The sequence below is a fragment of the Pseudomonas sp. PDM18 genome (assembly GCF_014852585.1).
Lineage (GTDB): Bacteria > Pseudomonadota > Gammaproteobacteria > Pseudomonadales > Pseudomonadaceae > Pseudomonas.
This window is the reverse complement of record NZ_JACVBX010000007.1, coordinates 203,416-230,201: the sequence shown is the minus strand read 5'-3', so window position 1 is coordinate 230,201 and position 26,786 is coordinate 203,416. Positions and strand designations below refer to the sequence as shown.

The window sequence follows — 26,786 nt, the reverse complement described above, 5'->3', positions numbered from 1 at the left end:
ACCCTCGCGCCAGGCGTTCCCAATAAAAAGAGAAGCCATGTATCAGTACCACAAGTGGTTGCGCTCCTTTCATGCCGTGGCTCGCACCGGCAGCTTCACCCAGGCGGCGGCGCTGCTGAGCGTCGGCCAGCCGACCATCAGCGAGCAGGTCAGCGGCCTGGAGAAGCGCTTTTCGGTGGAGCTGTTCCACCGCCGCGGCCGCTTCATCGAGCTGAGCCCGGCCGGGGAGCAGCTCTACGCCATCACCCAGGGTCTGTTCGGCCAGGAGGACGAAGCCTTGCAATTGCTGCAGAGCTTCCAGCAGCGCAAGCAGGGCATGTTGCGCATCGGCGCGGTGTCGCCGCCGATCGCCATGAGCCTGACCTACTCGCTGATGCAGCGTTACCCGCACATCGATCTGGAGACCTCCTTCACCAGCGAGGCCGGCACCCTGGAGCGGCTGTACAACTTCGACATCGACGTGGCGATCCTCGCTCTCTCCGAGTTCGATCAGCGCCTGAGCACTCAGCTGTACCGCACCTGCCCGATCCTCGCGGTGGTGCGCGACGACCACCCCTGGGCGCAGCAGGAATCGGTGAGCGTGCAGGAGATCGCAAAGGAGCGTGTGGTGCTGCGCGAGCCAGCCTCACGCACCCGCCAGTTGGTGGAGGAAGGCTGTCGCCGGCATGGCGTGGAGCTGGACTGCGCGATGCAGCTGAACAGCCGCGAGGCCATCGTCCATGCGGTGGTGCACGGCATCGGCGTGGGCTTTGTCTCCTCGGTGGAATACGCCGACCGACCGGGCACGCGCTCCATCGCCTTCGCCGAGGACCCGTTCCACATCAGCTACTTCCTGTGCTGCCTGGGCATCCGCCGCAAGCGGCCGATCATCGCCGAGCTGTTCGACTCCACGGCCTGATCCTCACCCCTAACAACCCCTGACACCGCGAGCCTGCCCTCATGCCGAGCGGGCCGAACTCAGCCTCAAGAATCCCCTCACAGGAGCACCACCATGCATTACCAGCAACCCAAGCAACTGCAAGCCGCCATCCTCGACTGGGCCGGCACCGTGGTCGACTTCGGCTCCTTCGCGCCGACGCAGATCTTCGTCGAGGCCTTCGCCGAGTTCGGCGTCCAGGTCAGCCTGGAAGAAGCTCGCGGCCCGATGGGCATGGGCAAGTGGGACCACATCCGTACCCTGTGCGACCTCCCCCCCATCGGCGAACGCTACCGCGCCGCCTTCGGCCACCTGCCTACCGACGACGATGTCACCGCCATCTACGAGCGCTTCATGCCGCTGCAGATCGAGAAGATCGCCGAACACTCGGCGCTGATTCCCGGCGCGTTGGACGCCATCGCCGCACTGCGCAAGCAAGGGCTGAAGATCGGTTCCTGCTCCGGCTACCCGGCTGTCGTCATGGAAAAAGTGGTCGCCCTGGCCAAGACCAACGGCTACGCCGCCGACCACGTGGTGGCGACGGATGAAGTGCCCAACGGCCGTCCACACCCGGCACAGGCACTGGCCAACGTGATTGCCCTGGGGATCAACGACGTGGCGGCCTGCGTGAAGGTCGACGACACCTGGCCGGGTATTCTCGAAGGTCGCAGGGCTGGCATGTGGACTGTGGCGCTGACCTGCTCGGGTAACGCCCTGGGCCTGACCTATGAGCAGTACAAGGCGCTGCCGGCCCAGAAGCTGGAGCAGGAGCGCCAGCGCATCGGCCAGATGTTCGAAGGCTCACGCCCGCACTACCTGATCGACACCATCGCCGAATTGCCGGCAGTGATCGTCGATATCAATGCACGCCTGGCGCGGGGAGAGATGCCGCAAAGTTGCTGATCTTTGGGATTGGCCATGAAAGCCCGCTTTGTGCGGGCTTTTTGCGCTCGAGATGGATGCTCTCAAATGCCGAAAACCTTCGCCAAACTCCCCTGCAGCAGCGCCCTCGTGCCCCGTCCGGCCCCGCCGCGGAAAGTGCAAACTGATATCACCGCAATGGCACTTCAGACCGTTCGTCAGACCTTGGTAAAAATTCGGAACAAATTTTCCGTCTTTCATCTCGAACCGTCGGAACTGTCATATCCGCGTTACACATCCGAAAGCGGTGTATCAGCGGATTTACAGCGATTTGAACAGATTCACGGTCGGACTCAGGACCAGTCGTCATAATTCGACGAGCTTTTGCAAGATATTTCACAAGGATGCGAAATGGCTTTTCTCTCTTGCCCTAGAGAGCTGCCGGTGGATGCCGGCCCTGCTCCACGAGCCCCATGGATGGGCATCGATCTTCCCCTGCGCAGCGCGCTGCGCCTCGCCATCCTGGCCATGAGTGCCTGCAGCGGCGTCGCCCTCGCCGCCGATCCGCTACCCGCCCAGCAACTGCTGCAGCAGCAGGAACGCGACCGCGCGCTGCGCGAGCAGCTGGAACCGTCGCCGGACGTGCGCCTGAAGCTGCCGCCCAGCGGGCTGGAAGCCAATCGACTGGCGAAGGACGAAGCGCCTTGCTTCCCCATCCGCAAGATCACCCTGGTCGGCGACTCGGCCGAGCGCTTCCAGTGGGCACTGCGCGCCGCCGACCCGAAGGATGACCCGGCTACTGGCCAGTGCCTGGGCTCCAACGGCATCAACCTGACGATGAAGCGCATCCAGAACGCGATCATCGAGCGCGGCTTCGTCACTTCCCGCGTGCTGGCGCAGCCACAGGACCTCAAGAGCGGCACCCTGGAACTGACCCTGGTGCCCGGGCGCATTCGCTCGATCCGCTTTGCCGAAGGCACCTCGCACCGCGCCAACGCCTGGAACACCGTACCGGCCAAACCCGGCGACCTGCTCAACCTGCGCGACATCGAACAGGCGCTGGAGAACTTCAAGCGGGTACCCACCGCCGATGCCGATATCCAGATCACCGCGGCCGAGGGCCCCGGCGCACAGCCCGGCGAGAGCGACCTGGTGATCGCCTGGCGGCAGAAATTCCCGATCCGCTTCAGCCTCTCGGTCGACGATTCGGGCACCGACGAGACAGGCAAGTACCTGGGCACCACGTCGGTGTCCTTCGACAATTTCCTGACCCTGAGCGATCTCTTCTACTTCAGCTACAACCACGACCTGGGCGGCGGCGATTCCGGCGATCGCGGCTCGCGCGGCCACACCCTGCACTACTCGGTGCCCTTCGGCTACTGGCTGCTCGGGGTGACCTCCAGCGAGTACGACTACCACCAGACCATCTCCGGGGCGAACCAGGACTACAGCTACAGCGGCGAGAGCAAGAACGACGAGATCACCCTCACCCGCATGCTCTACCGCGACGCCGTGCGCAAGACCACCGCCAGCCTCGGCGGCTGGAGCCGGCGCTCGAAAAACTGGATCGACGACACCGAGATCGAGATCCAGCGTCGGCGAATGGCCGGGTGGTCGTTCGGCCTGACGCACACCGAATTCATCGGTGCCTCCACCCTCTACCTGAGCACCGGCTACCGTCGCGGCACCGGCGCCCGCAACGCCATGGCGGCGCCGGAGGAGCCCTTCGACGAAGGCACCTCGCGCTCCAAGATCATCACCGCCGAAGCCCAGCTCAGCGTGCCCTTCGCCCTGGGCGACCAGCGCCTGCGCTACAGCAGCTCCTGGCGCGCGCAATGGAACCGCACGCCGCTGGTGCCCCAGGACCGTTTCACCATCGGCGGGCGCTACAGCGTGCGTGGCTTCGACGGCGAACAGATCCTCTCCGCCGACCGTGGCTGGCTGACCCGCAACGACCTGGGCCTGGCGCTGGGCCAGACCGGCCAGGAAGCCTACGTGGGCGTGGACTACGGCGAAGTCGGCGGGCAGTCGAGCAAGTACCTGATCGGCACACACCTGGCCGGTTACGTGCTGGGCCTGCGCGGCGGCTATCGCGGCGTCTCCTACGACGTCTTCGTCGGCCAGCCGATCAGCAAGCCCAGCGGCTTCGATACCGCCAATACCACCGGCGGTTTCAACCTGACCTGGTCCTTCTGAGGAGGCGCCATGCATATCGACGGATTCGACATCACCGCGCCGGGCTTCCTCGACGAGCCCTGGAGCGAGGCCGAGGTGCTCGGCTCGGCGGTCTGGCTGTGGCTGCACTCGGCGTCCCACCGCGACATCCCGCTGCACGCGCTCAATGCCCTGCTGCTGCCGGCGATCAGCCATCGCCAGTTCATCCTCGGGCGACAGAACGGCCGGCCGGTGTTCTACGTCGCCTTCAGCAACCTCAGTCTGGAAGCCGAGGCGCGCTACCTGAGCCAACCGGCGATCTGCATGCCGGCCGCCGACTGGAACAGCGGCGAGCGCATCTGGTTCAACGACTGGGTGGCGCCGTTCGGCCACTCCGTACCGGTGTCGCGCGTCCTGCAGCGGCACTTCTTCGCCAACCGCTGCGGCCGGGCGCTGTACCACCGTGGCGAACAACGCGGCCTGAGGATCAAGAAGTTCCAGGGTGTCGCGGTCATGCCCACCGAAGCGCGCGCATGGTTCTCCGACCACCCGCTGGCCATCCAGCTCTGAGCGCACCCCGCGGCCTGCGCCCTGAACCGACAAAGGGATTTGTATGAACAAGCACCTCTACCGCATCGTTTTCAACAAGGCACGCGGCCAACTGATGGTCGTCGCCGAGAATGTCACCAGCCAGGGCAAGGCGCCGGGCACCACCGACGGCCCGCTGGGTGCGCTGGGCGCCTCGCTGCTAGTCAGCCTGCGCCCGCTGCGCTTCGCGCTGATGGCGACACTGGGGTTGGTCAGCCTGGCCGCCCCGCTGGCCCATGCCGACATCGTCGCCGACCGCGGCGCCCCACAGAACCAGCAGCCGGGCGTGATCAACTCCGCCAACGGCGTGCCTCAGGTGAACATCCAGACGCCCAGCGCCGCTGGCGTCTCGCGCAACACCTACAGCCAGTTCGACGTGAACCAGCAGGGCGCGATCCTCAATAACTCGCGCAACAGCGTACAGACCCAGCTTGGCGGCTGGATCGACGGTAACCAGGCGCTGGCCAACGGCACCGCGCGGGTCATCCTCAACGAGGTCAACGGCAGCAACCCCAGCCAGCTGCGCGGCTACGTCGAAGTCGCTGGCGACCGCGCCCAGGTGGTGATCGCCAACCCGGCGGGCATCGCCTGTGACGGCTGCGGCTTCATCAACGCCAACCGCGCGACCCTCACCACCGGCACCGCGCAGATCGTCGATGGCCAGCTGCAGGGCTACGAAGTCCGCGGCGGACACATCGCAATCACCGGCAAGGGCCTGGATGCAAGCCAGACCGACTTCACCGACGTGATCGCCCGCTCAGTGGAAGTCAACGCCGGCGTCTGGGCCAAGGACCTGCGCGTCACCGCCGGGGCCAACCAGGTCAACGCCGACAACAACAGCGCACGAGCTATCGAAGGCAATGGCGAGAAGCCCTCGGTGGCCATCGACGTTGCCCAGCTCGGCGGCATGTACGCCGGCAAGATCATGCTGGTGGGCACCGAATCCGGCGTCGGCGTGCGCAATGCCGGGCAGATCGGCGCCAGCGCAGGCGACGTGGTGATCAGCGCCGACGGCCGCATCGGCAACAGCGGCCAGATCAACGCTACCGCCCATGTCCGCCTGGACAGCAATGGCGGCATCGACAACAGCGGCTCTCTGTATGCCAAGGGCGATACCGCGCTGAGCAGCCGCGGCGATATCCATAACAGCGGCATCGCCGCAGCGCAGCAGAACGTCAGCCTGAATGCCAACGGCATCGTCAACGACAGCAAGGCCACTCTCGCGGCCGGCGTGCAGGCCGACGGCAGTGTCGGCAGCAGCGGCCGACTCGACATCAAGGCCGGCCAGCAGGTGAAGAGCCAGGGCACGACCGTTGCCGGCGGCGACCTCGACATCGCCGGCGCCAGCCTCGATCTGAGCCAGGGCCAGGCCGGTGCGCAGAACGTCCGCCTCACCGCCAGCAATGGCAACGCAAACCTCACCGGTGCCCAGGTCGACGCCAGCAACGCGCTGGCGGTGAGCGTCTCGCAGAAGCTCACCAGCGACGCGGCCAAACTTGCCGGCAGCAGCATTCAGCTGCAGGCCCATGACCTGTCCAACCGCAAGGGCGAGATCATCCAGACCGGCAGCGGCGACATGACCCTCGCCCTCCCCGGCACCCTGGACAACAGCGACGGCCGCATCGCCAGCAACGCCACCAACCTGACCCTCGACTCGCTGAACCTGGACAACCGTCGCGGCAAGATCGAGCACGCAGGCAACGGCACCCTGAAAGTCAACGCGAACTCGGTCGATGGCCGCGACGGCTCGCTCGCCAGCAACGGCCAGTTGCAGGCGAAGTTCCACGACGCCCTGCTCGACGGCGCCAGCACCGTGGCCCGGCAGATCAGCATCGACGCCGCTTCGCTCTCCAATCGCCAGGGCGAAATCCTGCAGACCGGCACGGGCACCCTGCGCGTCAGCACCAGTGGCCTGCTGGACAACAGCAGCGGCACCCTCGCCGGCAACGGCGGGGTCCAGCTCGATGCCGGCACCCTGCTGAACCAGTCCGGCACCGTCCAGGCTGCCGGAGGCGACCTGCAAGCCAAGGTCAAGGGCAAGCTGGACAACAGCTCCGGCACCCTCGCGGCCACCGGAAACTCGCGTCTGGAGGCCGGCGAGCTGGTCAACGCCAAGGGCAAGGTCACTGCCAGCGGCACGCTCGACGTCAATGCCGACAAACTGAACAATGACACCGGCACACTCGCCGCCAAGGGTGCCCTCACCGCCCGTGGCGGTTCGATCAGCAACCAGGGCGGCACCCTCGGCTCGGTGGACGGCACGGTCGCCCTCGACGCCACCCAGGGCCGTCTCGACAACCGCAGTGGCCGCATCGAAGGCCAGCACCAGATCACCCTTTCCGGCCAGGGCGTGCTCAACGGCAACGGCTTGATCAGCGCTGGTAACCTCAAGCTCGACAGCAGCGGCGCGGCGCTGGACAACCAGGGTGGCGTGCTGATTGCCACCGATGGCGTAGAATTGCAGAGCGGCGCGCTGAACAACCAGGGTGGCCTGGTCCAGGCCGACGGCCTGCTGCGCATCGACGCTCACGGCCAAGCCATCACCAACACCGACTCCGGCGTCAGTGGCGGCCTGCTCGGCAAGGGCGGGGTGATTCTCGCCAGCGGCAACCTGGACAACAGTGCCGGCTTCATCGGCGGCAAGGGCGACCTCGACCTCACCACTGCGCAAATAAACAACGCCCGTGGCGGGCTGCTGACCAGCGAAGGCAACGTGCGCATCAAGGCCAGCGGCCTGGACAACCGTGGCGGCCAACTGCAGACCCTTGGCGACGCCACACTCGACCTGGCCAGCGGCCGCCTGGACAACGCCGGCAGCCTGCTGCGCGCCGGCGGCAAGCTGGTGATCAGCGCCGGCATCATCGACAACCGCAACACCCAGGGAGCCGACCAGGGCCTCGAAGGCCATTCGCTGACGCTCAACGCCGGCCAGATCGGCAACCAGGCCGGCGCGGTGCGCGCGGACGAGACCCTCACCCTCAACAGCAGTGGCCAGCTGGACAACAGCGGCGGCCTGATCAGCTCCAGCAAAGAGCTGAACATCCTTGATGCCGCGACCAGCAAGTCCCTCGCCATCCTCAACCACGACGGCAAACTGATCGCCGGGCAGAAACTGAGCATCGACAGCAAGAGCCTGGGCGGCGACGGCAAGACACTGAGCCTGGGCGACATCAGCCTGAAACTGCGTGACAGCTACGTGCACAGCGGACAGTTGCAGGCCAACGGCACCATCGACCTGCAGACCGCCGGCAACCTGGAAAACCAGGCCCGACTGGTCGCCGGGCAGGCACTGAAAGTCCGCGCCGGAGACGTGAACAACAGCGCCAACGGCGAGCTCAGCGCCACCACCCTGACCGTCGACGCCAGCGGCACTCTGAGCAACCGTGGCCTGCTCGACGGCCAGACCACGCGCGTCAACGCCGGCACCCTGAACAACCTGGGAACCGGGCGCATCTATGGCGACCAGCTGTCGGTCTCCGCCGGCACCCTGCACAACGACGTGGAAGACGGCAAGGCCGCGGTAATTGCCGCGCGCAACCGTCTGGACATCGGTGTCGGCTCGCTGCTCAACCGCGAACATGCCCTGCTCTTCAGCGCCGGCGATCTCTACATCGGCGGTGCGCTGGACGCCAATGGCCACGCCACCGGCAGCGCCGGTGAAATCCGCAACGCCAGCGCCACCATCGAGGCCCTGGGCGAGATGGGCCTGGCCAGCGCCGTGCTGCGCAACACCAACGAGCACTTCAGCACCCAGGAAGTGGAAGTCAGCCGCGAGAGCGTCCTCGAGTACCAGCTCACCGGCTCCACTGCCCGTTACAAGCCAGAGCAGATTTCCATCTACAACTCCGAGGTCGATCACCTGGTCACTCCGGAAGGCATCCGCGACGACTGGAATCTCTACAGCTACACCCGGGTGACCCGCGAAACCCAGATCCTCAGCTCCGATCCAGCGCAGATCCTCGCGGGCGGCAACCTGCGCCTGGACGTCGCCGACGCGCTCAACGACAAGAGCCGGATCATCGCCGGCGGCACAATCAGCGGCAACCTGGGCCGCCTGGAGAACGACGAGGCGCCCGGCGCGCGCACCACCACCGAGAGCGGCATCGTCACCCACTTCTACCGCATCCAGAAAAAAGGCCGGGACAAACAGGGCGCCGACGGCGCGGCCTACAACCCCGCCGCCAGCATCGTCGACATCTTCCTCAAGCCCGGCGCCTACCAGCAGAACACCGCCCATGCCGGCAGCGGCACCCAGGTCGGCGACCTCAACCTGGGCCGCGTCGACCAGCCGGCCTCCGGCGCCAACGGAGCCCAGGTCAATGTCGGCAACGGCCGGGTGATCAGCCCGGTGCTGGAAGTCACCGCGGTGCAGACCAAGAACAACGCCGGCGTCACCGAGAGCATTCGCACCGGCGGCATCGACACCCGCGTGCCGGACAACAGCCTGTTCCACGTCAACCCGCAAGCCACCAGCGGCTACCTGATCGAAAGTGACCCGCGCTTCACCAACTATCGCGCCTGGCTCTCCTCGGATTACATGCTCGACCGCCTGAGCCTGAACCCCGGCCTGACCCTGACGCGCCTGGGCGATGGCTTCTACGAGCAGAAGCTGATCCGCGAACAGATCGCCCAGCTTACCGGCCGGCGCTTCCTCGACGGCTACGGCAACGACGAAATACAGTACCGCGCCCTGCTGGATAATGGCCTGACCTACGCCAATGCCTGGAACCTGGTACCCGGTATCGCCCTCACCCCCGAGCAGATGGCGCAGCTCACCAGCGACATCGTCTGGCTGGTGGCCAAGGACGTCACCCTCCCCGATGGCAGCGTGGCTCAGGCACTGGTGCCGCAGGTCTATGTGCGTGTTCGCCAGGGCGACATCGACGGCTCCGGCGCGCTGATGGCCGGGCAGAACGTGGACCTGAACATCCAGAACAACCTCGTCAACAGCGGCACCCTCGCCGGGCGCAACGTGCTGTCGATCACCTCGGAGAATATCCAGAACCTCGGTGGTCGCCTGACCGGCACCGACGTGGCCGTGAAGGCCAGCGGCGACCTGAACAACCTCGGCGGCCTGATCGACGCCAGCCACAGCCTCACCGCCGTGGCAGGCCGCGATATCAACCTGACCTCCAGTACCCAGGACACCCAGAGTGCCCAGGGTAGCGCCACGCGCGTGTCACGGGTCGCCGGGCTGTTCGTCTCCGACCCGGCCGGTGAGCTGATCGCCACTGCCGGCCGCGACCTCAATCTCAACGCCGCGCAGGTGGTCAACAACGGCGAAGGCGGCAAGACCACCCTCGGCGCCGGCAACGATATCAACCTGGGCACCGTGGCCGTCCAGGAACAGCAGAGCATGACCTGGAACTCCAGCAACTGGCGCAACGAGTCCAGCGCCGGCGAAGTGGGCAGCAGCGTGCAGGGCCAAAGCGACGTGCGCCTGATCGCCGGCCACGACCTCAATGCCCGTGGCGCCAGCGTGACCAGCGAAAAAGGCGCGGTGCAGGCCTCCGCCGACCACGATGTCAACCTCACCGCCAGCCAGAACAGCGCCATGGCGGACGAGGCGCACAAGGTCAAGAGCAAGACCGGCTGGTTCTCGTCCAAGACCATCGTGACCCGCGACACGGTCAACGAGACTCTGTCCCAGGGCAGCACCTTCAGTGGCGAGACGACCTACGTCAGCGCCGGCAACGACCTCAAGGTTGAAGGCAGCAATGTAGTCTCCAATGGCGACACCACGCTGGTGGCCGGCCGCAACGTCACCATCGCCTCCGCCACCGACCACCTCAACGAAGTGCACAGCCGCGACGAGAAGAAGAGCGGCCTGTTCAGCGGCGGGGGAATCGGCTTCACCATCGGCAGCCAGCAGCAATCGGTGAAGAACACCGACGACGGCGACAGCGCCGCGGCCAGCACCGTCGGCTCGATCAACGGCAACGTCAACATCAAGGCCGGCGAGGCCTACCGCCAGGTCGGCAGCAAGGTCAGCGCACCGAGCGGCGACGTGAACATCGAAGGCCGCACGGTAGGCATCGTCGAGGCGCAGAACGCCCATCTCAGTACCCAGGAGAGCAAGTTCAAGCAGAGCGGCCTCTCCGTCACGCTGACCAACCCGATCATCACCGCCGTGCAGACCGCACAGCAGATGAAGAAGTCCGCCGAACGCACCGACGATAACCGCATGAAGGCCCTGGCCGCGGCCAACGTCGCGCTGGAAGGCGCCGGCGCCGCCTCCGCCGTCATGGCCAACCCGGCCCAGGCCGGCGGCATCAACATCAGCATCTCCATTGGGGCGAGCAAGAACGAGAGCCACAGCGAACAGCGCGGCAGCACCGCGGCCGGCTCCAGCGTGAGCGCCGGGCGTGATGTGAACATCGTCGCCAGCGGCGCCGGCAAAGACAGCGACATCACCGTGCAAGGCAGTCAGATCAGCGCCGGGCGGGACGCCAACCTCAAGGCCGAAGGCGATATCGCCCTGCTCGCAGCGAAGAACACCGTGGAGCAGCACAGCACCAGCAAGGGCAGCAGCGCCAGCATCGGCATCGGCTTCGCCGTGGGCGGCACGCAGAACGGCTTCACCATCAACGCCGGCGCCTCGCAGAGCCGGGGCAACGCCGACGGCAAGGACCTGGTCTGGAGCAACACCCACGTCGACGGCGGCCGCCAGGTCAATCTGCAATCGGGTGGTGATACCCAGTTGCACGGCGCGGTGGTCAGCGGACCGCAGGTCACCGCCAACGTTGGCGGCAACCTGAGCATCGAGAGCCTGCAGGACACCAGCACCTACGACGCCAAGCAGTCGAGCAAGGGTGTGGGCGTCAGCCTGTGTATCCCGCCCTTCTGCTACGGCGCCTCCAGCGGCAGCGTCAGCAGCAACACCGCCAAGCAGAACTCCAACTACGCCAGCGTCACCGAGCAGTCGGGAATCAAGGCCGGCGACGGCGGCTTCGACATCCGCGTGAATGGCAACACCGACCTCAAGGGCGGCCTGATCGCCAGCAGCGACGCTGCTATCGCGGCCGGCCGCAACCAGCTCAGCACCGGCACCCTGACCCAGTCGGACATCCACAACCAGGCCGACGCCAAGGCCACCAGCAGCGGTATCAACCTCAGCACCGACATGGTTACCCAGGGCAAGTACGGCGTCGGCAAGGCCATCGTCGGCAACGCGATGAACTCGGGCAAGGATTCGGGCTCGTCCTCGGGCGATACCCGCAGCGCGATCAGCGCCGGCACCGTGGTCATCACCGACGACGCCCTGCAGCAGGAGCTCACCGGCAAGAACGCGGTTGACACCGTCGCCGGCCTCAATCGCGACACCGCCAATGCCCATACCGCCGCCGAGCGCCAGGACGTCGACGAGATGCGCCGCACCGCCGAAGCCGAGCAGGCAATCAAGAACGAGACCTACCGTCAGGCCGTGCAGTTCACCGACGAGGCCTACCGCAAGATGTTCCTGGAGAAGGCGCGGATGTTCGTCATCCTCACCGACGACCAGGGCAACGTTCTGCGCGACAAGGACGGTGTACCGCTGCGTCGCGAGCTCAACGACACCGAGAAAGCCAACCTGCAGGCCGGCTCCGACGGCCGCGTGCACATCGCCAACAACGGCATCTTCAACGACGAGGACGGCGCGGCCAAATACGCGGCGCAGCACAGCACCTCTGACGGCCCGCAGTACTTCATCTGGTTCCCCGATGCCAGCAACTCCGTCGCCGAGCTGCTCATCGCCGGCTATCAGAAGTACCTGGAGAACGACTTCTGGGGACTGGCCAACGCCACCGTCGAGACCCGCGAAGCCCTGTTGCGCTATGGCGAGACCGGTCTGCACATCGATGGCCATAGCCGCGGCTCGATGACCACCGGCAACGCCATGGAGTCCATCGCCCGCCTGCCCGACCCCAGCGGCAGCCTGAGCAACACGACCCTCAACTTCTACGGCCCGGCCTACAACGCCGCCAAGGCTGACGACCTGCTGGCCATGCTGCAGAATCGCGACGCGATGAGCGACGAGAAGAAGAACGAGATGGTCGTCCAGCTGCAGAACCACAAGACTGACCCGGTGGGCGGCTGGATCGGCTGGAACCCCGCCACCGGAGGCACCATCCCCGCGGACAGCAATGCACTCAAGGAGATCAAGAACGTGGCGGGCGGCAAGTACACCGTGCACAACTGCTATGGCAACGGCGACGCTGCCTGCCAGAAGTTCTGGCAGGACATGCCCGATCAGAAGCCGGTGCTGACGCCCGTGAAAACCTACCCGCAGACGCCATGAGAGCGCTGACATGCTGAAGCGCCATGGCGCCCTGGGGCTGCTCCTGCCCTGCCTCCTCCTGGCTGCGTGCAGCCAGGCCCGGCCATTGCAGCCGGCTCCGCCTCTGTACGAACTGTGGGCCAGGGGTGGCGTCGACCAGCAAGGTGTGCGCAACGCCCTGCTGGACTGCGGTTTCCCGAACACCGCCTACGTCGACAGCACCACCATCACCAGCAACGACTACGCCCGCGGCGAGCAATGCATGCTCGGCAAGGGGTTCGTTTACCAGGATCGCTACACCCTCTGCGACACCAGCCCGCAACTGCCCGCCTGCCAAGCGGCCGGCGGCAAGCCCGGGACCAATGCCACGCAGCGTCCGCCCGCCTACACGCAGTGGGCGCAAACCGGCACCGACAGCCAGGGCGTGCAGCAGGCCATGAAGAGCTGCGGCTACACCACAGTGATCGAGCCCGTCGACGAAATGCTGCTCAACGACATCGCCGCCGCGCAACTGTGCATGCTCGACCGCGGTTTCCACTTCACCCGGCCGGCCAACTACCTGCTGTGCAAGAACCCGCCCATGCTTCCCGCATGCCGCGGCAAGGTCATCAATACGCGCAACTGCTGCGCGCCGCCCCAGGCCGCCGGACAACGCTGAGACCAGGAATCACCATGGACGCCACCCTCCTCTCCCGCGCCGCCAGCCTCGCGCTGGCCGCGCTGCTGCTCGCCGGCTGCGGCAACCTCGCCAACGTACAGTCCTACTCCACGCCTTACTCCGCGCCCGCGACCGGCGACACCGCGCGGCTACGGGTGATCACCAACGGCATGGCCCGCGGTGTACCCGCCAGCGCCTGCATCGACTGGCGCCGCGCCGGCGCCGGGGTGATCGCCGTGGCGCAATCCGGTTTCGCCAGCCGCAACGGCCAGAACCTCGGCATGCCGACCAGCCGCCAGGCCGAGCAACTGGGCCAGGGCGGCTTCGCCAGCAGCGAGGTGAACATCCCAGCGAACCAGCCGTTCGCCGTCAACTTCCAGAGCAAGGGCATGGTCAGCAGCGGCTACTCGTACAGCTGCCAGCAATCGATGACCTTCACCCCCGAAGCCGGGCAGGACTACGAGCTGCTGCTGATGGAAAGCGGCCAGTGCCTGGCGCGCCTGGTGCGCCTGGGTGATGGTCGAAACCTCAGCGGCAGCCTGCAGGACACCCGGCTGTGCAAGGCGTCCGACGCCCTCTGAGCGCGTGGCCTCACGGACACGAATATGGCGGATAGCGGTCCCCCGGAACACGCCGCTGGCCCTGCGGATCGGGGCCGTCCTGAGGAACGTGCGGTGGATGCGGCGGATCGATCTGCGGGTCGGCGAGGTCCGGCGAATCCGGGTCGAAGCCCAGCTCAGGGTCGATATGCCGCGAGCCGCCCGATGGCCCCGGGCGCTGCGGGTAGCCCGGCAGGCCGCGACTGGCGCCAGGACCGGATTGTGCCGGCCAGCGCTCGGGCGCGACCGAGGGACGTTGGCTGATTTCACCGTGGCCTTTCATGTTCACCTCCAGCGATTCGGGCAATGGTATGGCGGTGGACGTGGGCGCGCCGCGAAGGTTTCAGCCGATGGTCGGACGGTACTGTCGGCTGCTATCTCGAAGCGCTGAACCCGCGTTCTAGACCATGGTCGCAAAGACCCGACCACGCATCTGTGACACCTTCGCGCGCTTTTTTAGCGTCCCGGAGTCACCGCATGCCCTCCCCCCTATCCTCCAGCCCGCTCGCCCGCCTGAGCGCCCTCGCCCTGCTCGGTGGCATCGCCGCCCCGGCCAGCGCCGACTTCCTGGAGGACAGCAGCGCGCGCCTGGAATCGCGCACCTTCTACTTCAACCGCGACTTCCGCGACGGCAGCTCGGCCAACCCGCAGGGTGCCTCCAAGCGCGAGGAAACCGCGCAGGGTTTCATTCTCAACCTGCAGTCGGGCTACACCGAAGGCACCGTCGGCTTCGGTGTCGACGCCCTGGCCATGCTCGGCATGAAACTCGACTCCAGCCCCGCCGACAGCAACAGCGGCCTGCTGCCCTCCAGCGGTCACGACCCGCGTCACTCCGAAGACCAGTACGCCAAAGCCGGCGTCACCGGCAAGCTGCGCGTCTCCCACACCCAGTTCAAGTACGGCGCGATGCTGCCGGACATGCCGCTGCTCAAGTACAACGACGGCCGCCTGCTGCCCAACATGTTCCATGGAGCGCAGCTGACCAGCGAGGAAATCGCCCACCTCAAGCTCACTGCCACGCGCCTGGAGCGCTACACCGCGCGCGACTCCACCGATGCCCAGGACGTGCGCCTGAACTGCAAGAACAAGCGCTACGCCTGCGACACCACCGGCAACCGCTTCGACTCCTACCAGGCCGACTACCAGGTTAACGACCAGCTCCTGCTGCAATACGCCCAGGGCGGGCTGGAGAACGTCTACCGCCAGCGCTACGTCGGCATCGTCGGCAAGCAGGCGTTGGGCGCCGGCAAGGTCACGGCCGACCTGCGCTGGTTCGACAGCGACGACGACGGCTCGGCCCGCGCTGGCGAGATCGACAACCGCGCCCTCAGCCTACTGCTGTCCTACGCCCAGAGCGGCCACATCTTCAGCGCCGGCTGGCAGCGCATGAGCGGCGACAGCTCCATGCCCTACCTCGACGGCAGCAACCCCTACCTCGCCAACTACGTGCAGGTGAACGACTTCGCCAACGCCCAGGAGCGCTCCTGGCAACTGCGCTACGACTTCGACCTGCGTAGCGTCGGCGTGCCCGGCCTGAGCTTCATGACCCGCTACGTCAACGGCGACCACATCGCCCTGGCCAACGGCAACGAGGGCAAGGAATGGGAGCGTGACGTGGAGTTCAAGTACGTGCTCCAGACCGGCACGTTCAAGGACCTCAGCCTGCGCCTGCGCAACGCCACCTACCGCACCAACTACGAACAGTCGGCGCGCGACGTGGATGAGGTGCGACTGATCGTCAGCTACAACTTCTCGATTCTCTGATCCAGCCGGGCGCGGGCACTCACCGCGTGATGCTCACCCAGGTATCGGTGACGGCTCCGGCCCGACGCTCCGTCGTGGCCGGGCCAGCATCGGGGGCGCCCAGGGTTTGGTAGAAAAAAGCTGAGGCCTTTTCCCAGCTTTCCCGTCGGTGAACGTAGCCCAGCAACTCGGTAGTCATTGCCCGAGCCATGTCGATGCCAGCCCGGTTGCTCTCGTAGGCCCCATCCTTTTCACAATGTGACTTCTGGTTCTCGGCATCGTACGTATACAGCTGCAGCAGCCTGCCGGTGCCATTCTCGCGCAGCGTGTGGCTCGCGCTGTAACTGTCCTGGATCAGGTGGGCGATCGCCCCTGCAGCCAGCGATCGCAGGTTTTCTTCCTGATCGCCCTGGCGATACATGTGCTTCATGTCGAAAACATCGAGCACCGTGCAGTCGCTGGGATCGGCCAACTGCGGATTGCGAGAGCAGCCGACCTTGCCGAAGAACTCGTGGTAGGGCGTTGACTTGCGAACGGTGTTAGCCGGCACCTTCCCGATCGCGACCCGGTAGGTGTATTCCAGCCACCGATACATCTTTGCTCTGGCTTGCGCGTCGGACTCATCCGCAGCCCGCATCGAATGAAGGAATTGCAGATCGCCATGGTGCACGCGACGGGTCAGCGTATTGGGCCGACCGGCATTTTCCTCATGAGCCTTGAACAGCAAGATATGTCTCGCGCCGTTGTAGTGCCAAGCTTTGCGCGTCAGCTCTTCGGGGTCATCGTTCCACTCCACGCCGCCCAGCAACGGCAGGAGCCAGGTCCTGCCCCGAAGGACTTTCGCGTAAGCCGGTTGGTAGGCCTGCCGGGTGATGATCTCGTGGATGGCCTGATTGCGGCTGTCGAGGATGTAGGAACGCAGATGGCACTGAGCGGCGCTCGCATCGGCGCGGAATTCCAACTGAACCGCGCTGGAGTCGTAGTCATTCGCTCCTCCTCTCCAGCTGACCGGATGGATTTCGAACGCCACGGCCTGGCTGATCAGAAGAATGCCCAGTAAGCCCAATGGATTGTGCATGGTCTCTTCCTTGAAGTGAGGCGGAGCGGTCAGTGACTGAGCCTGAACTTCCCAGAGGCCCCGGTCATCATTCATATCGATGATGATCGAGGCCTCGACCAGCGCCGAAGACATCGGCAAACCCTATGGTGAACGCACGGCAGCCGCTGCAAGGGCCGCCCGCAAGTGCCGGTTCCAGGTCCCCAATGTGGCTCCAGCTCCTGGCGCCGCGAAGGCCTAACCCAGTCGCGCTGGCGCCAGGACCCGTCCGCCCCGGCGCAGCCTGGCCGGCGTCCGCCTTTGCACCGTATTCACTCCCAGATTTGGGGCGAAAGGATGAGACCCGTTTCATCCTGTCGGCGACATCCCGCCGTCACCAACCGAAAAGTCCCACGAGCCATCAGCCTTGCGGCCCCATCCGCGTCACCGCCCGCTTCGCCTCGGCTTTGGCCCCACTGGCCGGGGAAGCCCGAGATTTACGAGCTGGCCCTGGAGCACCCGACTGCAAGGCAGGGCTGCTGGAAGGATAAGATCCATAGCCGGGCCGGCCTCGCTGCGCCGACCCGGCAGCAGTGCCTCACTTCTTGGCGGTGAGCGTGCTGTAGCTGGTGATCAGGTTGCGGTAATCGGGAATGTGGTTGGAGAACAGCGCAGCCAGGCCTTCGATATCGTTACGCCAGTCGCGGTGCAGCTCACAGGCCACGCCGAACCAGGTCATCATCTGCGCGCCGGCGGCTTCCATGCGACGCCAGGCGGCGTCACGAGTGACTTCGTTGAAAGTGCCGGAGGCGTCGGCGACGACGAACACGTCGAAGCCCTCTTCCAGCGCCGACAGCGCCGGGAAGGCCACGCAGACCTCGGTGACCACGCCAGCGATGATCAGCTGTTTCTTGCCGGTGGCCTTCACCGCCTTGACGAAGTCCTCGTTGTCCCAGGCGTTGATGTTGCCCGGGCGGGCGATGTAGGGCGCGTCGGGGAACAGGTCTTTCAGCTCGGGGACCAACGGGCCGTTGGGGCCGTTCTCGAAGCTGGTGGTGAGAATGGTCGGCAGCTTGAAATACTTGGCCAGGTCGGCCAGGGCCAGGACATTGTTCTTGAACTTGTCCGGTTCGATGTCGCGCACCAGCGAGAGCAGACCGGCCTGGTGATCGACCAGCAGTACGGCGGCCTGGGTCTTGTCGAGACGGACGTAGGGCTTGCTCATGGCGTTTCCTCGTTGCAGTGATAGCCCGACCGGAGCCGGGCGGGGTTGGATCAGCGCTGGGAGTCCAGCACCTCGTGTTCGGTCACTACCTGCTGGGCCTTGGTGTAGCTTTCGATCAGCAGACGGTAATGCGGGAAGATCAGGCTGTACGCCTCCGCCCATTGCGCGGCGTCGGGACGGTTCCAGGTGCGCTGGATTTCCGAGGCGACGGCGGCGGTATCCATGGGCACCACGCCGGCCTGGACGACACGGGCCAGGGTGATTTCCTGCGCGGCCTTGGAGTAGGTGCCGGAAGCATCGATCACGGCGAAGACCTTGTAGCCCGCGTTGACTGCGGCAATCGCCGGGAAGGCCATGCAGACGCTGGTGATAGTGCCGGCGATGACCAGGGTCTTCTTGCCGGTGGCCTCGACGGCGGCGACGAATTCGGGGTTGTCCCAGGCGTTGATCTCGCCCTTGCGCGCCACGTACTGCGCATGCGGCGCGGCCTCGTGGATTTCCGGGATCAGCGGGCCGTTGGGGCCCTGCGGCACCGAGGCGGTGGTGATCACCGGGATTCTTGCCAGCGTGGCGATCCTTGCCAGGGTGATGGCGTTGTTGCGCAGCTCGGTCATGGGCATGTCCTTGACCGTCTGGAACAGCCCACTCTGATGGTCGATGAGGAGCATGGCGGTGTCGTCGGGATCGATCACCGGGCGCTGGCCGTTGAAGTTGGCAATCTGGTTGAAGTGGCTCATTTCGGGGTCTCCACAAAGGGCATCCGGCCCATAAAGCCCGCGCCTCCTGCGCGGGCGTTCATCCAGACTAGGCGACGCCTGAGTCGGGGGTGTGACATCAGCGGGTCATCTGTCCGAAACGTCCGCTCTGGACGTCGGCAATGGCCTGCTGGATTTCGCTTTCGCTGTTCATCACGAAGGGGCCGTAGCCGACGATGGGCTCGTTCAGCGGCTCGCCGCTGAGCAGCAGCACCAGGGCATCGCTCTCGGCTTCCAGCTGCAGGCTGTCGCCGCGCCGGTCGAACAGCGCCAGCTGGCCTTCGCGCAGGGTTTCGCCGCTCCCCAGCCGGACGTTGCCGCGCAGTACCACCAGGGCGGTGTTGCGCTCCGCCTTGACGGCCAGCTCCAGCGGGCAGCCGGGCTGCAGGCGCAGGTCCCAGACATCCAGCGGGCTGAAGGTGTGCGCCGGACCGGCATGGCCGGCGTAGTCACCGGCGATCACCCGCAGGCGGCCAGCGCCGTCGGCCAGTTCGATGCTCGGGACATCGCCGGCCAGCAGCGTCTGGTAAGCCGGCGCGGTGCGCTTGTGGCGGGCCGGCAGGTTCACCCAGAGCTGGACCATGTGCAGGTTGCCGCCGCTGCGGGCGAAATCCGGCGAGTGGTATTCCTCGTGGAGGATGCCGTCACCGGCAGTCATCCACTGCACGTCGCCGGGGCCGATGCGGCCGCCACCACCGCTGGAGTCGCGGTGTTCCAGTTCGCCCTCATAGACCAGGGTCACGGTCTCGAAGCCCCGGTGCGGGTGCTGGCCGACGCCACGGCGCACCGTGGTGGGGCCGAAAGCGTGGGGGCCGGCATGGTCGAGCAGCAGGAAGGGGCTGAGGTGCTCGCCCAGGCTGTCGTAGGAAAACAGCGTGCGAACCGGAAAACCGTCACCGACCCAGTGCGGCCGGGCGGCGCTGTAGATGCCAAGAATCTGTTTCATGGGTACCTCCTGTTGTGCATGGAGGCCACGATACGGATGGAACAATTGCGCCGGTAGCCGGCAAAAATTAGTATCAGTGTTCTACTAGAGGAACACTGGAATGGACGATCTAAACGACCTCTATTACTTCGCCCAGGTGGTGGAACATGGCGGCTTCACCCCCGCCGGCCGCGACCTGGACGAGCCCAAGTCGAAGCTGAGCCGGCGTATCGCCGCGCTGGAAGAGCGCCTGGGCGTGCGGCTGATCCAGCGTTCGACGCGGCACTTCTCGGTGACCGAGATCGGCCAGGTGTTCTACCGGCACTGCGTGGCGATGCTGGTGGAAGCGGCGGCGGCCACCGAGGCCGTCGAGCAGCACCGTTCCGAGCCGCGCGGAGTAGTGAACCTGAGCTGCCCCACGGCGTTGCTGAATTTCTGGGTGGGCCCTATGTTGGCGCGCTTCATGGTGCAGTACCCACTGGTGGAGCTGCATGTACAGAGCACCAACCGCCAGGTGGACCTGATCCAGGAAGGCATCGACATCGCCCTGCGAGTGCGTTTCCCGCCGCTGGAAAGCAGTGATCTGGTGATGAAGGTGCTGGGCGAAAGCCGCCAGCGTGTGGTGGGCGCCCCGGCTTTGCGCGAGCGCTTGCCGGACAGGCCGACGCCCGCCGATGTGGCGGCATTGCCGACGCTGCACTGGGGCGTGGTGCAGCGCGAGTACAGCTGGCAGCTGGACGGCCCCAAGGGCGCCAGCGCGCAGGTGCGCTACCAGCCGCGAATGGTCACCGACGATCTGGTCGCGCTGCGCCAAGCCGCGCTGGCCGGCGCCGGCGCGGTGCACATGCCCGCCGTGGTGGTATGTGAGGACCTGAATGACGGCAAGCTGGTGAATCTACTGCCGGACTGGGCGCCGCGCACCGGGGTGGTCCACGCGGTGTTCCCTTCACGGCGCGGGCTGCTGCCGTCGGTACGAACCTTGCTGGATTTTCTGGGTGAGGAGTTCGAGAAGAGCGATATGTCCTAAGCGGAAGTCCTTTAGGCCTGACAGAAAATTCGCACTTTCGGCCCAAGGCACAGGTCGACTCTGCAGGAAATACAAGTCGGGAATAGGACGGACCTTTCTTAAGAAAGGCCTGACATACCTTTTCAGCGACCAATCCTTACCATTTGTCGAAATAAACGCCGTAACCAGTTCATCTGGTTGGAAATATCTGATTAATGTCTACCTTGAATACTGTTGGAAGATTGTCGAGGAGCAGCCGGTATGGCTAAGAATCTGAAAGAGCGTGCAACGGTCATCTGCCGCCTCGACGACAAGATTCTCTTCGTCCGCAAATCCAAGTCGAAATGGAACCTGCCCGGCGGCCGCATCGAGGCCGACGAACGCCCCGGCCAAGCCGCAATCCGCGAACTGATAGAGGAAACCGGGCTGGCCATCGAGCAGATGAACTATGTCGCGCCGCTGGAGCTGTACCAGACGTTGCACTACGTGTTCGAGACGCCGGTCAACCCGGCGCAGCAGCCCACGCCCCTGAACGAGATCGCCGACTGCCGCTGGTTCGCTCCCGAAGAACTGGAGCGCCGCCGGGTCAACAAGTCGGCGCGACGCCTGCTGCGCACCTGCCTGAAGGCCAGCTGACAGGCTGACGGACGCCGCGTATCAGGGTATCGTCAGCGCTTTCCTATAAGACGCCCGTACAGGATTTACCCCCATGCTTCGCGCTGCCCTGCTTTGCACCCTTGCGCTGTCCTCCGGCCTTGCCTTCGCCCAGGTCGAGGTGAAGCCCGTGCAGCATTCCAAGGTGGGCGAAGTACTGGCAGTACGGATCAGCGAGGAAATCGCTCCGGGCGACTACGAGCGCCTGTTCAAGGGGCTGATGGCCAACCCGGGCAAGTTCGCCCGCAAGGTGGCGCTGCTGGACAGCATCGGGGGCAGCGCCGCCGAATCGATCAAGATGGGCCGCCTGCTGCGCGAGTCCGGCTTCGAGACCCTGGTGCCGACCAACAGCGTCTGTCAGGGCTCCTGCGTCTACCTGCTGGCCGCCGGCAAGCACCGCACGGTGCGCGGCTATGTGGGCCTGCATCGCCCTTACTACCCCGCTGGCGATTCGTCGCAGGCGGCAGGCAGCTACAACGCCCGTACGTATTTCCGCGACATGGATATTCCGCTGGAACTGGCCGATACCATGCAGGCCATCGATCCGCAGCGCATGCGTGTGCTGACATCAGAGGAATTGCAGCGTTACCGACTGGGCGCCACGCCCAGCCAGGTCAGCGCCCGCTGACGTTCAGCGGCCACTGATCGGCCTCCAGATAGCCCAGCAGGCGCGGCGTCTGGTCCTTCTCACTGAGCACGAAGAGCGTCGAGGCGTAATCCGGCGTGGCCGGGTCATTAACGCTCACTGAGTGCTCCAAGTCCTCGATGCACTCACTGTGAGTCACCAGGATCAGGTTGCGGTGCGCGACCTTGTGCTGGAGCGCCTGTTCTAGCATCGAGCCTTCACACTTGTACAGCCAGGACTGCTCCTGCGGCATGCGGCCGAACATCGACGAGGCGGTCTGCACGGCGCGCAGCTGGTCGCTGCTGAGGATGTCGGCGTTGGCCAGGCCGAGGGCGGCGAAGTCCTGACCGATCTCATGAGCGCTCTGCCCGCCACGCACGGTGATGCCGCTGGCGTCGGCCAGGCACGGCGCGCTTGAGCGGTCGCAGCGTTCGGCATGGCGCACCAGAACGATCAGGTCGCCGTTCTGCCAATGCTCGCGCAACTCGGCCTGGCGCTGGGCATCGCCCACCAGCGGCGTCGGCCGCGAGAAATCCAGCGGCAGAAAACCGCTGAGCAGGGCAATCACCGGAAGAATCGCGAGCAAGGCCAACCAGCCGCGGGACAGTGATCTGATGAATTTCGGGATGGGCATGGTTTGGGCCGCTACAGGGAATGGATCCGCATCCGTTTCCCCCGAAAAAAGGAGGGAGGCCCGACCCTTCCCTGGGATGACCATCGCACTGCGGGGTTGTCAGATGGCGGGCGATCAAACCCTATCCCCGGATTCGTGAAGAACCCGTTATGAATTGCTGAAGAATCCGTCTCTGTGAAAAACGACCGCCTGTCGTCTCGCCGCTTTCCGGGCTACAGCTGGCGAGATTCAACGGTTTTCGGTCATCGCAATGTGATAGAACAAGGCACAGTGCCAGCAGAGAGCCGCCGCCATGCCGTACGACGCCTCCCCGGAAAATCCCGTCTACCAGACCCTCCTAGAATCCACCCGCGCCATCCCGTGGAAAATCGACTGGCGATCCATGACGTTCGCCTACATCGGCCCGCAGATCGAAGATCTCCTTGGCTGGAGCCAGGCCAGTTGGGTCAGCGCCAACGACTGGGCTGAGCGCATGCACCCGGAGGATCGCGAGCGCGTGGTGAACTTCTGCGTGTCGCAGTCCCGCGAGGGCACCGACCACGAGGCGGACTACCGCGCCCTCACCTCCTCCGGTGACTACGTGTGGATCCGCGATGTGGTGCACGTGGTGCGCGACGACAACGGCGAGGTGGATTCGCTGGTCGGCTTCATGTTCGACATCAGCGAGCGCAAGCGCGCCGAAGAGCAGCTGATCATGCTGCAGCGCCAGCTGGAGGAGTATTCGTACAAGGACGGCCTGACCGGCGTGGCCAACCGGCGCATGTTCGACTCGGTGCTGGACACCGAATGGGGCAGTGCCCAGCGCAGCGGCCAGCCGCTTTCCCTGGTGCTGCTGGATATCGATTACTTCAAGCAGTTCAACGACCACTACGGGCACATCCAGGGCGACGACTGCCTGCGCAGCGTCGGCAAGGCGCTGGCCGGCGCGCTGCATCGACCCAGGGACTTCATCGCGCGCTTCGGTGGCGAGGAATTCGTGCTGGTGCTGCCGGAGACCGACAGCGAGGCCGCGCGGCAGATCGCCGAGCGTTGTCGCAGTGTGCTGCGTGAGCAGCGCATAGCCCATGAGAAGTCCGCTGTCTCCGATATGCTCACCATCAGCCTGGGCGTCGGCACCGCCGTGCCCTCTTCCAGTGACCGTCCGCTGGACTTCGTCGCGGCGGTGGATCGCCTGCTCTACCGGGCCAAGCAGGCCGGACGCGACCGGCTGGTTACCGCGCAGTGGGGTCGTGGCGACGACCTGCGGCGAGATGCGGCAAGCAGCAGGCTCTGATTAGTGCGTGCCAAGCTCTGATAAAGAGCCCCCTGCGACGTCCTGACTCGACCAACCGGGCGAGCACTGGCGCCAGAGCTGTCTAAGCTCTATAGCCACACGCGCGTGCCGGCGGCAGCGCGGCGGCCTCACGAGGGTTGCCACCCACTGCGCCAACCCGATGGATCACCTGGCCCGGAGCCGGCATTGCGTAGAGCCGACCCCGTAACCAGGACCCCTGACCATGCACGATATCGACCCCGTCGAAACCCAGGAATGGCTGGACGCGCTGGAATCCGTACTGGAAAAAGAAGGCGAAGAGCGCGCCCACTACCTGATGACTCGCCTAGGCGAGCTGGCCAGCCGAACCGGCACGCAACTGCCCTACGCCATCAACACGCCCTACCGCAACACCATCCCCGTGGGCCATGAGGCCCGCATGCCGGGCGACCTGTTCATGGAGCGGCGCATCCGTTCGCTGGTGCGCTGGAACGCACTGGCCATGGTGATGCGCGCCAACCACAAGGACCCGTCGCTGGGCGGGCACATCTCCACCTTCGCATCCTCGGCGACCCTCTACGACATCGGCTTCAACTACTTCTTCAACGGTCCCACCGAGGAACACGCCGGCGACCTGATCTACTTCCAGGGCCACGCCTCGCCGGGCTTCTATGCCCGCGCCTACATCGAAGGCCTGCTCACCGACGAGCAACTGGAGAACTTCCGCCAGGAGGTCGACGGCAAGGGCATTTCCTCTTATCCGCACCCGCGCCTGATGCCGAAGTTCTGGCAGTTCCCCACCGTGTCCATGGGCCTGGGGCCGATCCAGGCGATCTACCAGGCGCGCTTCATGAAGTACCTGGAGAGCCGTGGTTTCATTCCCGCCGGCAAGCAGAAGGTCTGGTGCTTCCTGGGTGACGGCGAGACCGACGAGCCGGAATCCCTCGGCGCGATTTCCCTGGCCGGGCGCGAGAAGCTCGACAACCTGATCTTCGTGGTGAACTGCAACCTGCAGCGCCTGGACGGCCCGGTGCGCGGCAACGGCAAGATCATCCAGGAGCTGGAAGGCGTGTTCCGCGGCGCTAACTGGAACGTGATCAAGGTCATCTGGGGGCGTTTCTGGGACCCGCTGTTCGCCAAGGACACCGCCGGACTGCTGCAGGCGCGCATGGACGAGGCGGTGGACGGCGACTACCAGAACTACAAGGCCAAGGACGGTGCCTTCGTCCGCGAGCACTTCTTCGGCGCGCGGCCGGAGCTGCTGGAGATGGTCAAGGACCTCTCCGACGAGGAAATCTGGAAGCTCAACCGCGGCGGCCACGATCCCTACAAGGTCTACGCCGCCTACCACGCGGCGGTGAACCATAAGGGCCAGCCCAGCGTAGTGCTAGCCAAGACCATCAAGGGCTACGGCACCGGCACCGGCGAGGCGAAGAACATCGCCCACAACATCCACGAGATCGACGTGGACAGCCTGCGCGCCTTCCGCGACCGCTTCGACATCCCGATCAAGGACGCGGACCTAGCCAAGCTGCCCTTCTACCGCCCCGACGAGGGCAGCGCCGAAGCGCGCTACCTGAAGGAGCGCCGCGCCGCCCTGGGCGGCTTCATGCCCCATCGCCACGGCAACAGCCAGCGCATCCCGGCGCCGCCGTTGGAAACACTCAGGGCACTGCTGGATGGCTCCGGCGACCGCGAGATTTCCACCACCATGGCCTTCGTGCGGATCATCTCGCAGCTGGTGAAGGACAAGGAGCTGGGCCAGCGCATCGTGCCGATCATTCCCGACGAGGCACGCACCTTCGGTATGGAAGGCATGTTCCGCCAGCTCGGCATCTACTCCTCGGTGGGCCAGCTGTACGAGCCGGTCGACAAGGAACAGTTGATGTTCTATCGCGAGGACAAGAAGGGCCAGATTCTGGAGGAAGGCATTACCGAGGCCGGTGCCATGTCGTCCTTCATCGCCGCCGGCACGGCCTACAGCAACTACCGCCAGCCGATGCTGCCGTTCTATATCTTCTATTCAATGTTCGGCTTCCAGCGCATCGGCGACCTGGCCTGGGCGGCCGGCGACAGCCTGACGCGCGGCTTCCTGCTGGGCGGCACCGCCGGGCGCACCACGCTCAATGGCGAGGGTCTGCAGCACGAGGACGGCCACAGCCATGTGCTGGCCTCAGTCATCCCCAACTGCCGCACCTACGACCCGACCTACTCCTACGAACTGGCGGTGATCATCCATGAAGGCGTGCGGCAGATGATGGAAGAGCAGCAGGAGGTCTTCTACTACATCACCGTGATGAACGAGAACTACCCTCACCCATCGCTGCCCAAGGGCGCCGAGGAAGGCATCATCAAGGGCATGTACCTCCTCGACGAGGACAAGCGTGCCGCCGCGCACCATGTGCAGTTGCTCGGCTCGGGCACCATCCTGCGCGAGGTGGAAGCGGCGGCGAAAATCCTCCGTGACGACTTCGGTATCGGTGCGGACGTCTGGTCGGTGCCCAGCTTCAACGAACTACGTCGCGACGGACTCGCGGTGGAGCGCTGGAACCGCCTGCATCCAGGACAGAAGCCACGGCCCAGCTATGTCGAGCAATGCCTGGGCGGGCGGCGCGGGCCAGTGGTGGCGTCCACCGACTACATGAAGGTCTACGCCGACCAGATTCGCCAGTGGGTGCCGACCAAGGAATACAAGGTGCTCGGCACCGACGGTTTCGGCCGCAGCGACACCCGCGCCAAGCTGCGCCACTTCTTCGAGGTGGATCGCCACTGGGTGGTGCTCGCCGCGCTGGAGGCCCTGGCCGATCGCGGCGACATCGAGCCGAAAGTGGTAGCCGAGGCCATCGCGAAGTTCGGCCTCGACCCGGAAAAAACCAACCCGCTGGACTGCTGAGGAGA

The 26,786-nt window shown here is 65.5% G+C and carries 19 protein-coding genes; 13 read left to right on the top strand and 6 right to left on the bottom strand.

Going from position 1 to position 26,786, the window contains the following annotated elements; all coding sequences use genetic code 11:
* The first annotated feature begins 37 nt into the window (after window positions 1–37).
* The 7 genes from IB274_RS16450 (at window position 38) to IB274_RS16420 (ending at window position 14,015) form a co-directional block, all read left to right on the top strand.
* A complete protein-coding gene (locus IB274_RS16450) occupies window positions 38–898 on the top strand; it encodes a LysR substrate-binding domain-containing protein (protein WP_192432974.1) in 861 nt (286 codons plus the stop codon).
* 93 nt (window positions 899–991) lie between these two features.
* On the top strand, window positions 992–1,819 hold the full coding sequence (gene phnX, locus IB274_RS16445; protein WP_192432973.1) for a phosphonoacetaldehyde hydrolase: 828 nt from the start codon (window positions 992–994) through the stop codon (window positions 1,817–1,819).
* A gap of 435 nt (window positions 1,820–2,254) precedes the next feature.
* The gene (locus IB274_RS16440; RefSeq protein ID WP_225614885.1) at window positions 2,255–3,973 is read left to right on the top strand and encodes a ShlB/FhaC/HecB family hemolysin secretion/activation protein; all 1,719 of its coding nucleotides are present in this window, start codon (window positions 2,255–2,257) and stop codon (window positions 3,971–3,973) included.
* A gap of 9 nt (window positions 3,974–3,982) precedes the next feature.
* The gene (locus IB274_RS16435; protein ID WP_192432972.1) at window positions 3,983–4,501 is read left to right on the top strand and encodes a toxin-activating lysine-acyltransferase; all 519 of its coding nucleotides are present in this window, start codon (window positions 3,983–3,985) and stop codon (window positions 4,499–4,501) included.
* Between the two features lie 43 nt (window positions 4,502–4,544).
* Complete coding sequence (locus IB274_RS16430; protein ID WP_192432971.1) at window positions 4,545–12,797, top strand: hemagglutinin repeat-containing protein; 8,253 nt, start codon at window positions 4,545–4,547, stop codon at window positions 12,795–12,797.
* A 10-nt stretch (window positions 12,798–12,807) separates the two neighbouring features.
* Window positions 12,808–13,434 carry a hypothetical protein gene (locus IB274_RS16425; protein ID WP_192432970.1) on the top strand — a complete coding sequence of 209 codons (627 nt, stop codon included), beginning with the start codon at window positions 12,808–12,810 and terminating at the stop codon, window positions 13,432–13,434.
* Window positions 13,435–13,448: 14 nt separating this feature from the next.
* Window positions 13,449–14,015, top strand: coding sequence for a hypothetical protein (locus IB274_RS16420; RefSeq protein ID WP_192432969.1), 567 nt, complete (start codon window positions 13,449–13,451; stop codon window positions 14,013–14,015).
* 10 nt (window positions 14,016–14,025) lie between these two features.
* Here the strand turns inward: IB274_RS16420 and IB274_RS16415 are convergent, their stop codons facing one another.
* A complete protein-coding gene (locus IB274_RS16415) occupies window positions 14,026–14,316 on the bottom strand; it encodes a DUF6021 family protein (RefSeq protein WP_225614884.1) in 291 nt (96 codons plus the stop codon).
* 194 nt (window positions 14,317–14,510) lie between these two features.
* On the opposite strand from IB274_RS16415, the gene IB274_RS16410 reads away from it, so the two are divergent.
* The gene (locus IB274_RS16410) at window positions 14,511–15,797 is read left to right on the top strand and encodes an OprD family porin (protein ID WP_192432968.1); all 1,287 of its coding nucleotides are present in this window, start codon (window positions 14,511–14,513) and stop codon (window positions 15,795–15,797) included.
* A gap of 19 nt (window positions 15,798–15,816) precedes the next feature.
* Here the strand turns inward: IB274_RS16410 and IB274_RS16405 are convergent, their stop codons facing one another.
* The 4 genes from IB274_RS16405 to IB274_RS16390 form a co-directional block, all read right to left on the bottom strand.
* Window positions 15,817–16,968 carry a hypothetical protein gene (locus IB274_RS16405; protein ID WP_192432967.1) on the bottom strand — a complete coding sequence of 384 codons (1,152 nt, stop codon included), beginning with the start codon at window positions 16,966–16,968 and terminating at the stop codon, window positions 15,817–15,819.
* Window positions 16,969–17,410: 442 nt separating this feature from the next.
* The gene (gene ycaC, locus IB274_RS16400) at window positions 17,411–18,037 is read right to left on the bottom strand and encodes an isochorismate family cysteine hydrolase YcaC (RefSeq protein ID WP_045209191.1); all 627 of its coding nucleotides are present in this window, start codon (window positions 18,035–18,037) and stop codon (window positions 17,411–17,413) included.
* A gap of 50 nt (window positions 18,038–18,087) precedes the next feature.
* Window positions 18,088–18,774, bottom strand: coding sequence for a hydrolase (locus IB274_RS16395; RefSeq protein ID WP_192432966.1), 687 nt, complete (start codon window positions 18,772–18,774; stop codon window positions 18,088–18,090).
* A 97-nt stretch (window positions 18,775–18,871) separates the two neighbouring features.
* Entirely contained in the window at window positions 18,872–19,738 is an 867-nt protein-coding gene (locus IB274_RS16390) for a pirin family protein (RefSeq protein WP_192432965.1), read from the bottom strand.
* 100 nt (window positions 19,739–19,838) lie between these two features.
* Between IB274_RS16390 and IB274_RS16385 the strand changes: the two genes are divergently transcribed.
* The 3 genes from IB274_RS16385 to IB274_RS16375 all read left to right on the top strand — a co-directional run bounded on the left by IB274_RS16385 (window position 19,839) and on the right by IB274_RS16375 (window position 22,005).
* Entirely contained in the window at window positions 19,839–20,744 is a 906-nt protein-coding gene (locus tag IB274_RS16385) for a LysR family transcriptional regulator (protein WP_192432964.1), read from the top strand.
* A 240-nt stretch (window positions 20,745–20,984) separates the two neighbouring features.
* Window positions 20,985–21,359, top strand: a complete 375-nt coding sequence (locus IB274_RS16380) for an NUDIX hydrolase (RefSeq protein WP_192432963.1) — start codon at window positions 20,985–20,987, stop codon at window positions 21,357–21,359.
* Between the two features lie 73 nt (window positions 21,360–21,432).
* Window positions 21,433–22,005, top strand: coding sequence for a hypothetical protein (locus IB274_RS16375; protein ID WP_192432962.1), 573 nt, complete (start codon window positions 21,433–21,435; stop codon window positions 22,003–22,005).
* On the opposite strand, the gene IB274_RS16370 is transcribed toward IB274_RS16375, so the two are convergent.
* Window positions 21,992–22,636, bottom strand: coding sequence for a histidine phosphatase family protein (locus tag IB274_RS16370; protein ID WP_192432961.1), 645 nt, complete (start codon window positions 22,634–22,636; stop codon window positions 21,992–21,994). The two genes, IB274_RS16375 and IB274_RS16370, sit on opposite strands and share 14 nt — an antisense overlap.
* 292 nt (window positions 22,637–22,928) lie before the next feature.
* Between IB274_RS16370 and IB274_RS16365 the strand changes: the two genes are divergently transcribed.
* Both IB274_RS16365 and aceE read left to right on the top strand, forming a co-directional pair.
* The gene (locus IB274_RS16365; protein WP_192432960.1) at window positions 22,929–23,909 is read left to right on the top strand and encodes a sensor domain-containing diguanylate cyclase; all 981 of its coding nucleotides are present in this window, start codon (window positions 22,929–22,931) and stop codon (window positions 23,907–23,909) included.
* 223 nt (window positions 23,910–24,132) lie between these two features.
* The gene (aceE, locus tag IB274_RS16360) at window positions 24,133–26,781 is read left to right on the top strand and encodes a pyruvate dehydrogenase (acetyl-transferring), homodimeric type (RefSeq protein ID WP_192432959.1); all 2,649 of its coding nucleotides are present in this window, start codon (window positions 24,133–24,135) and stop codon (window positions 26,779–26,781) included.
* Window positions 26,782–26,786 lie beyond the last annotated feature (5 nt).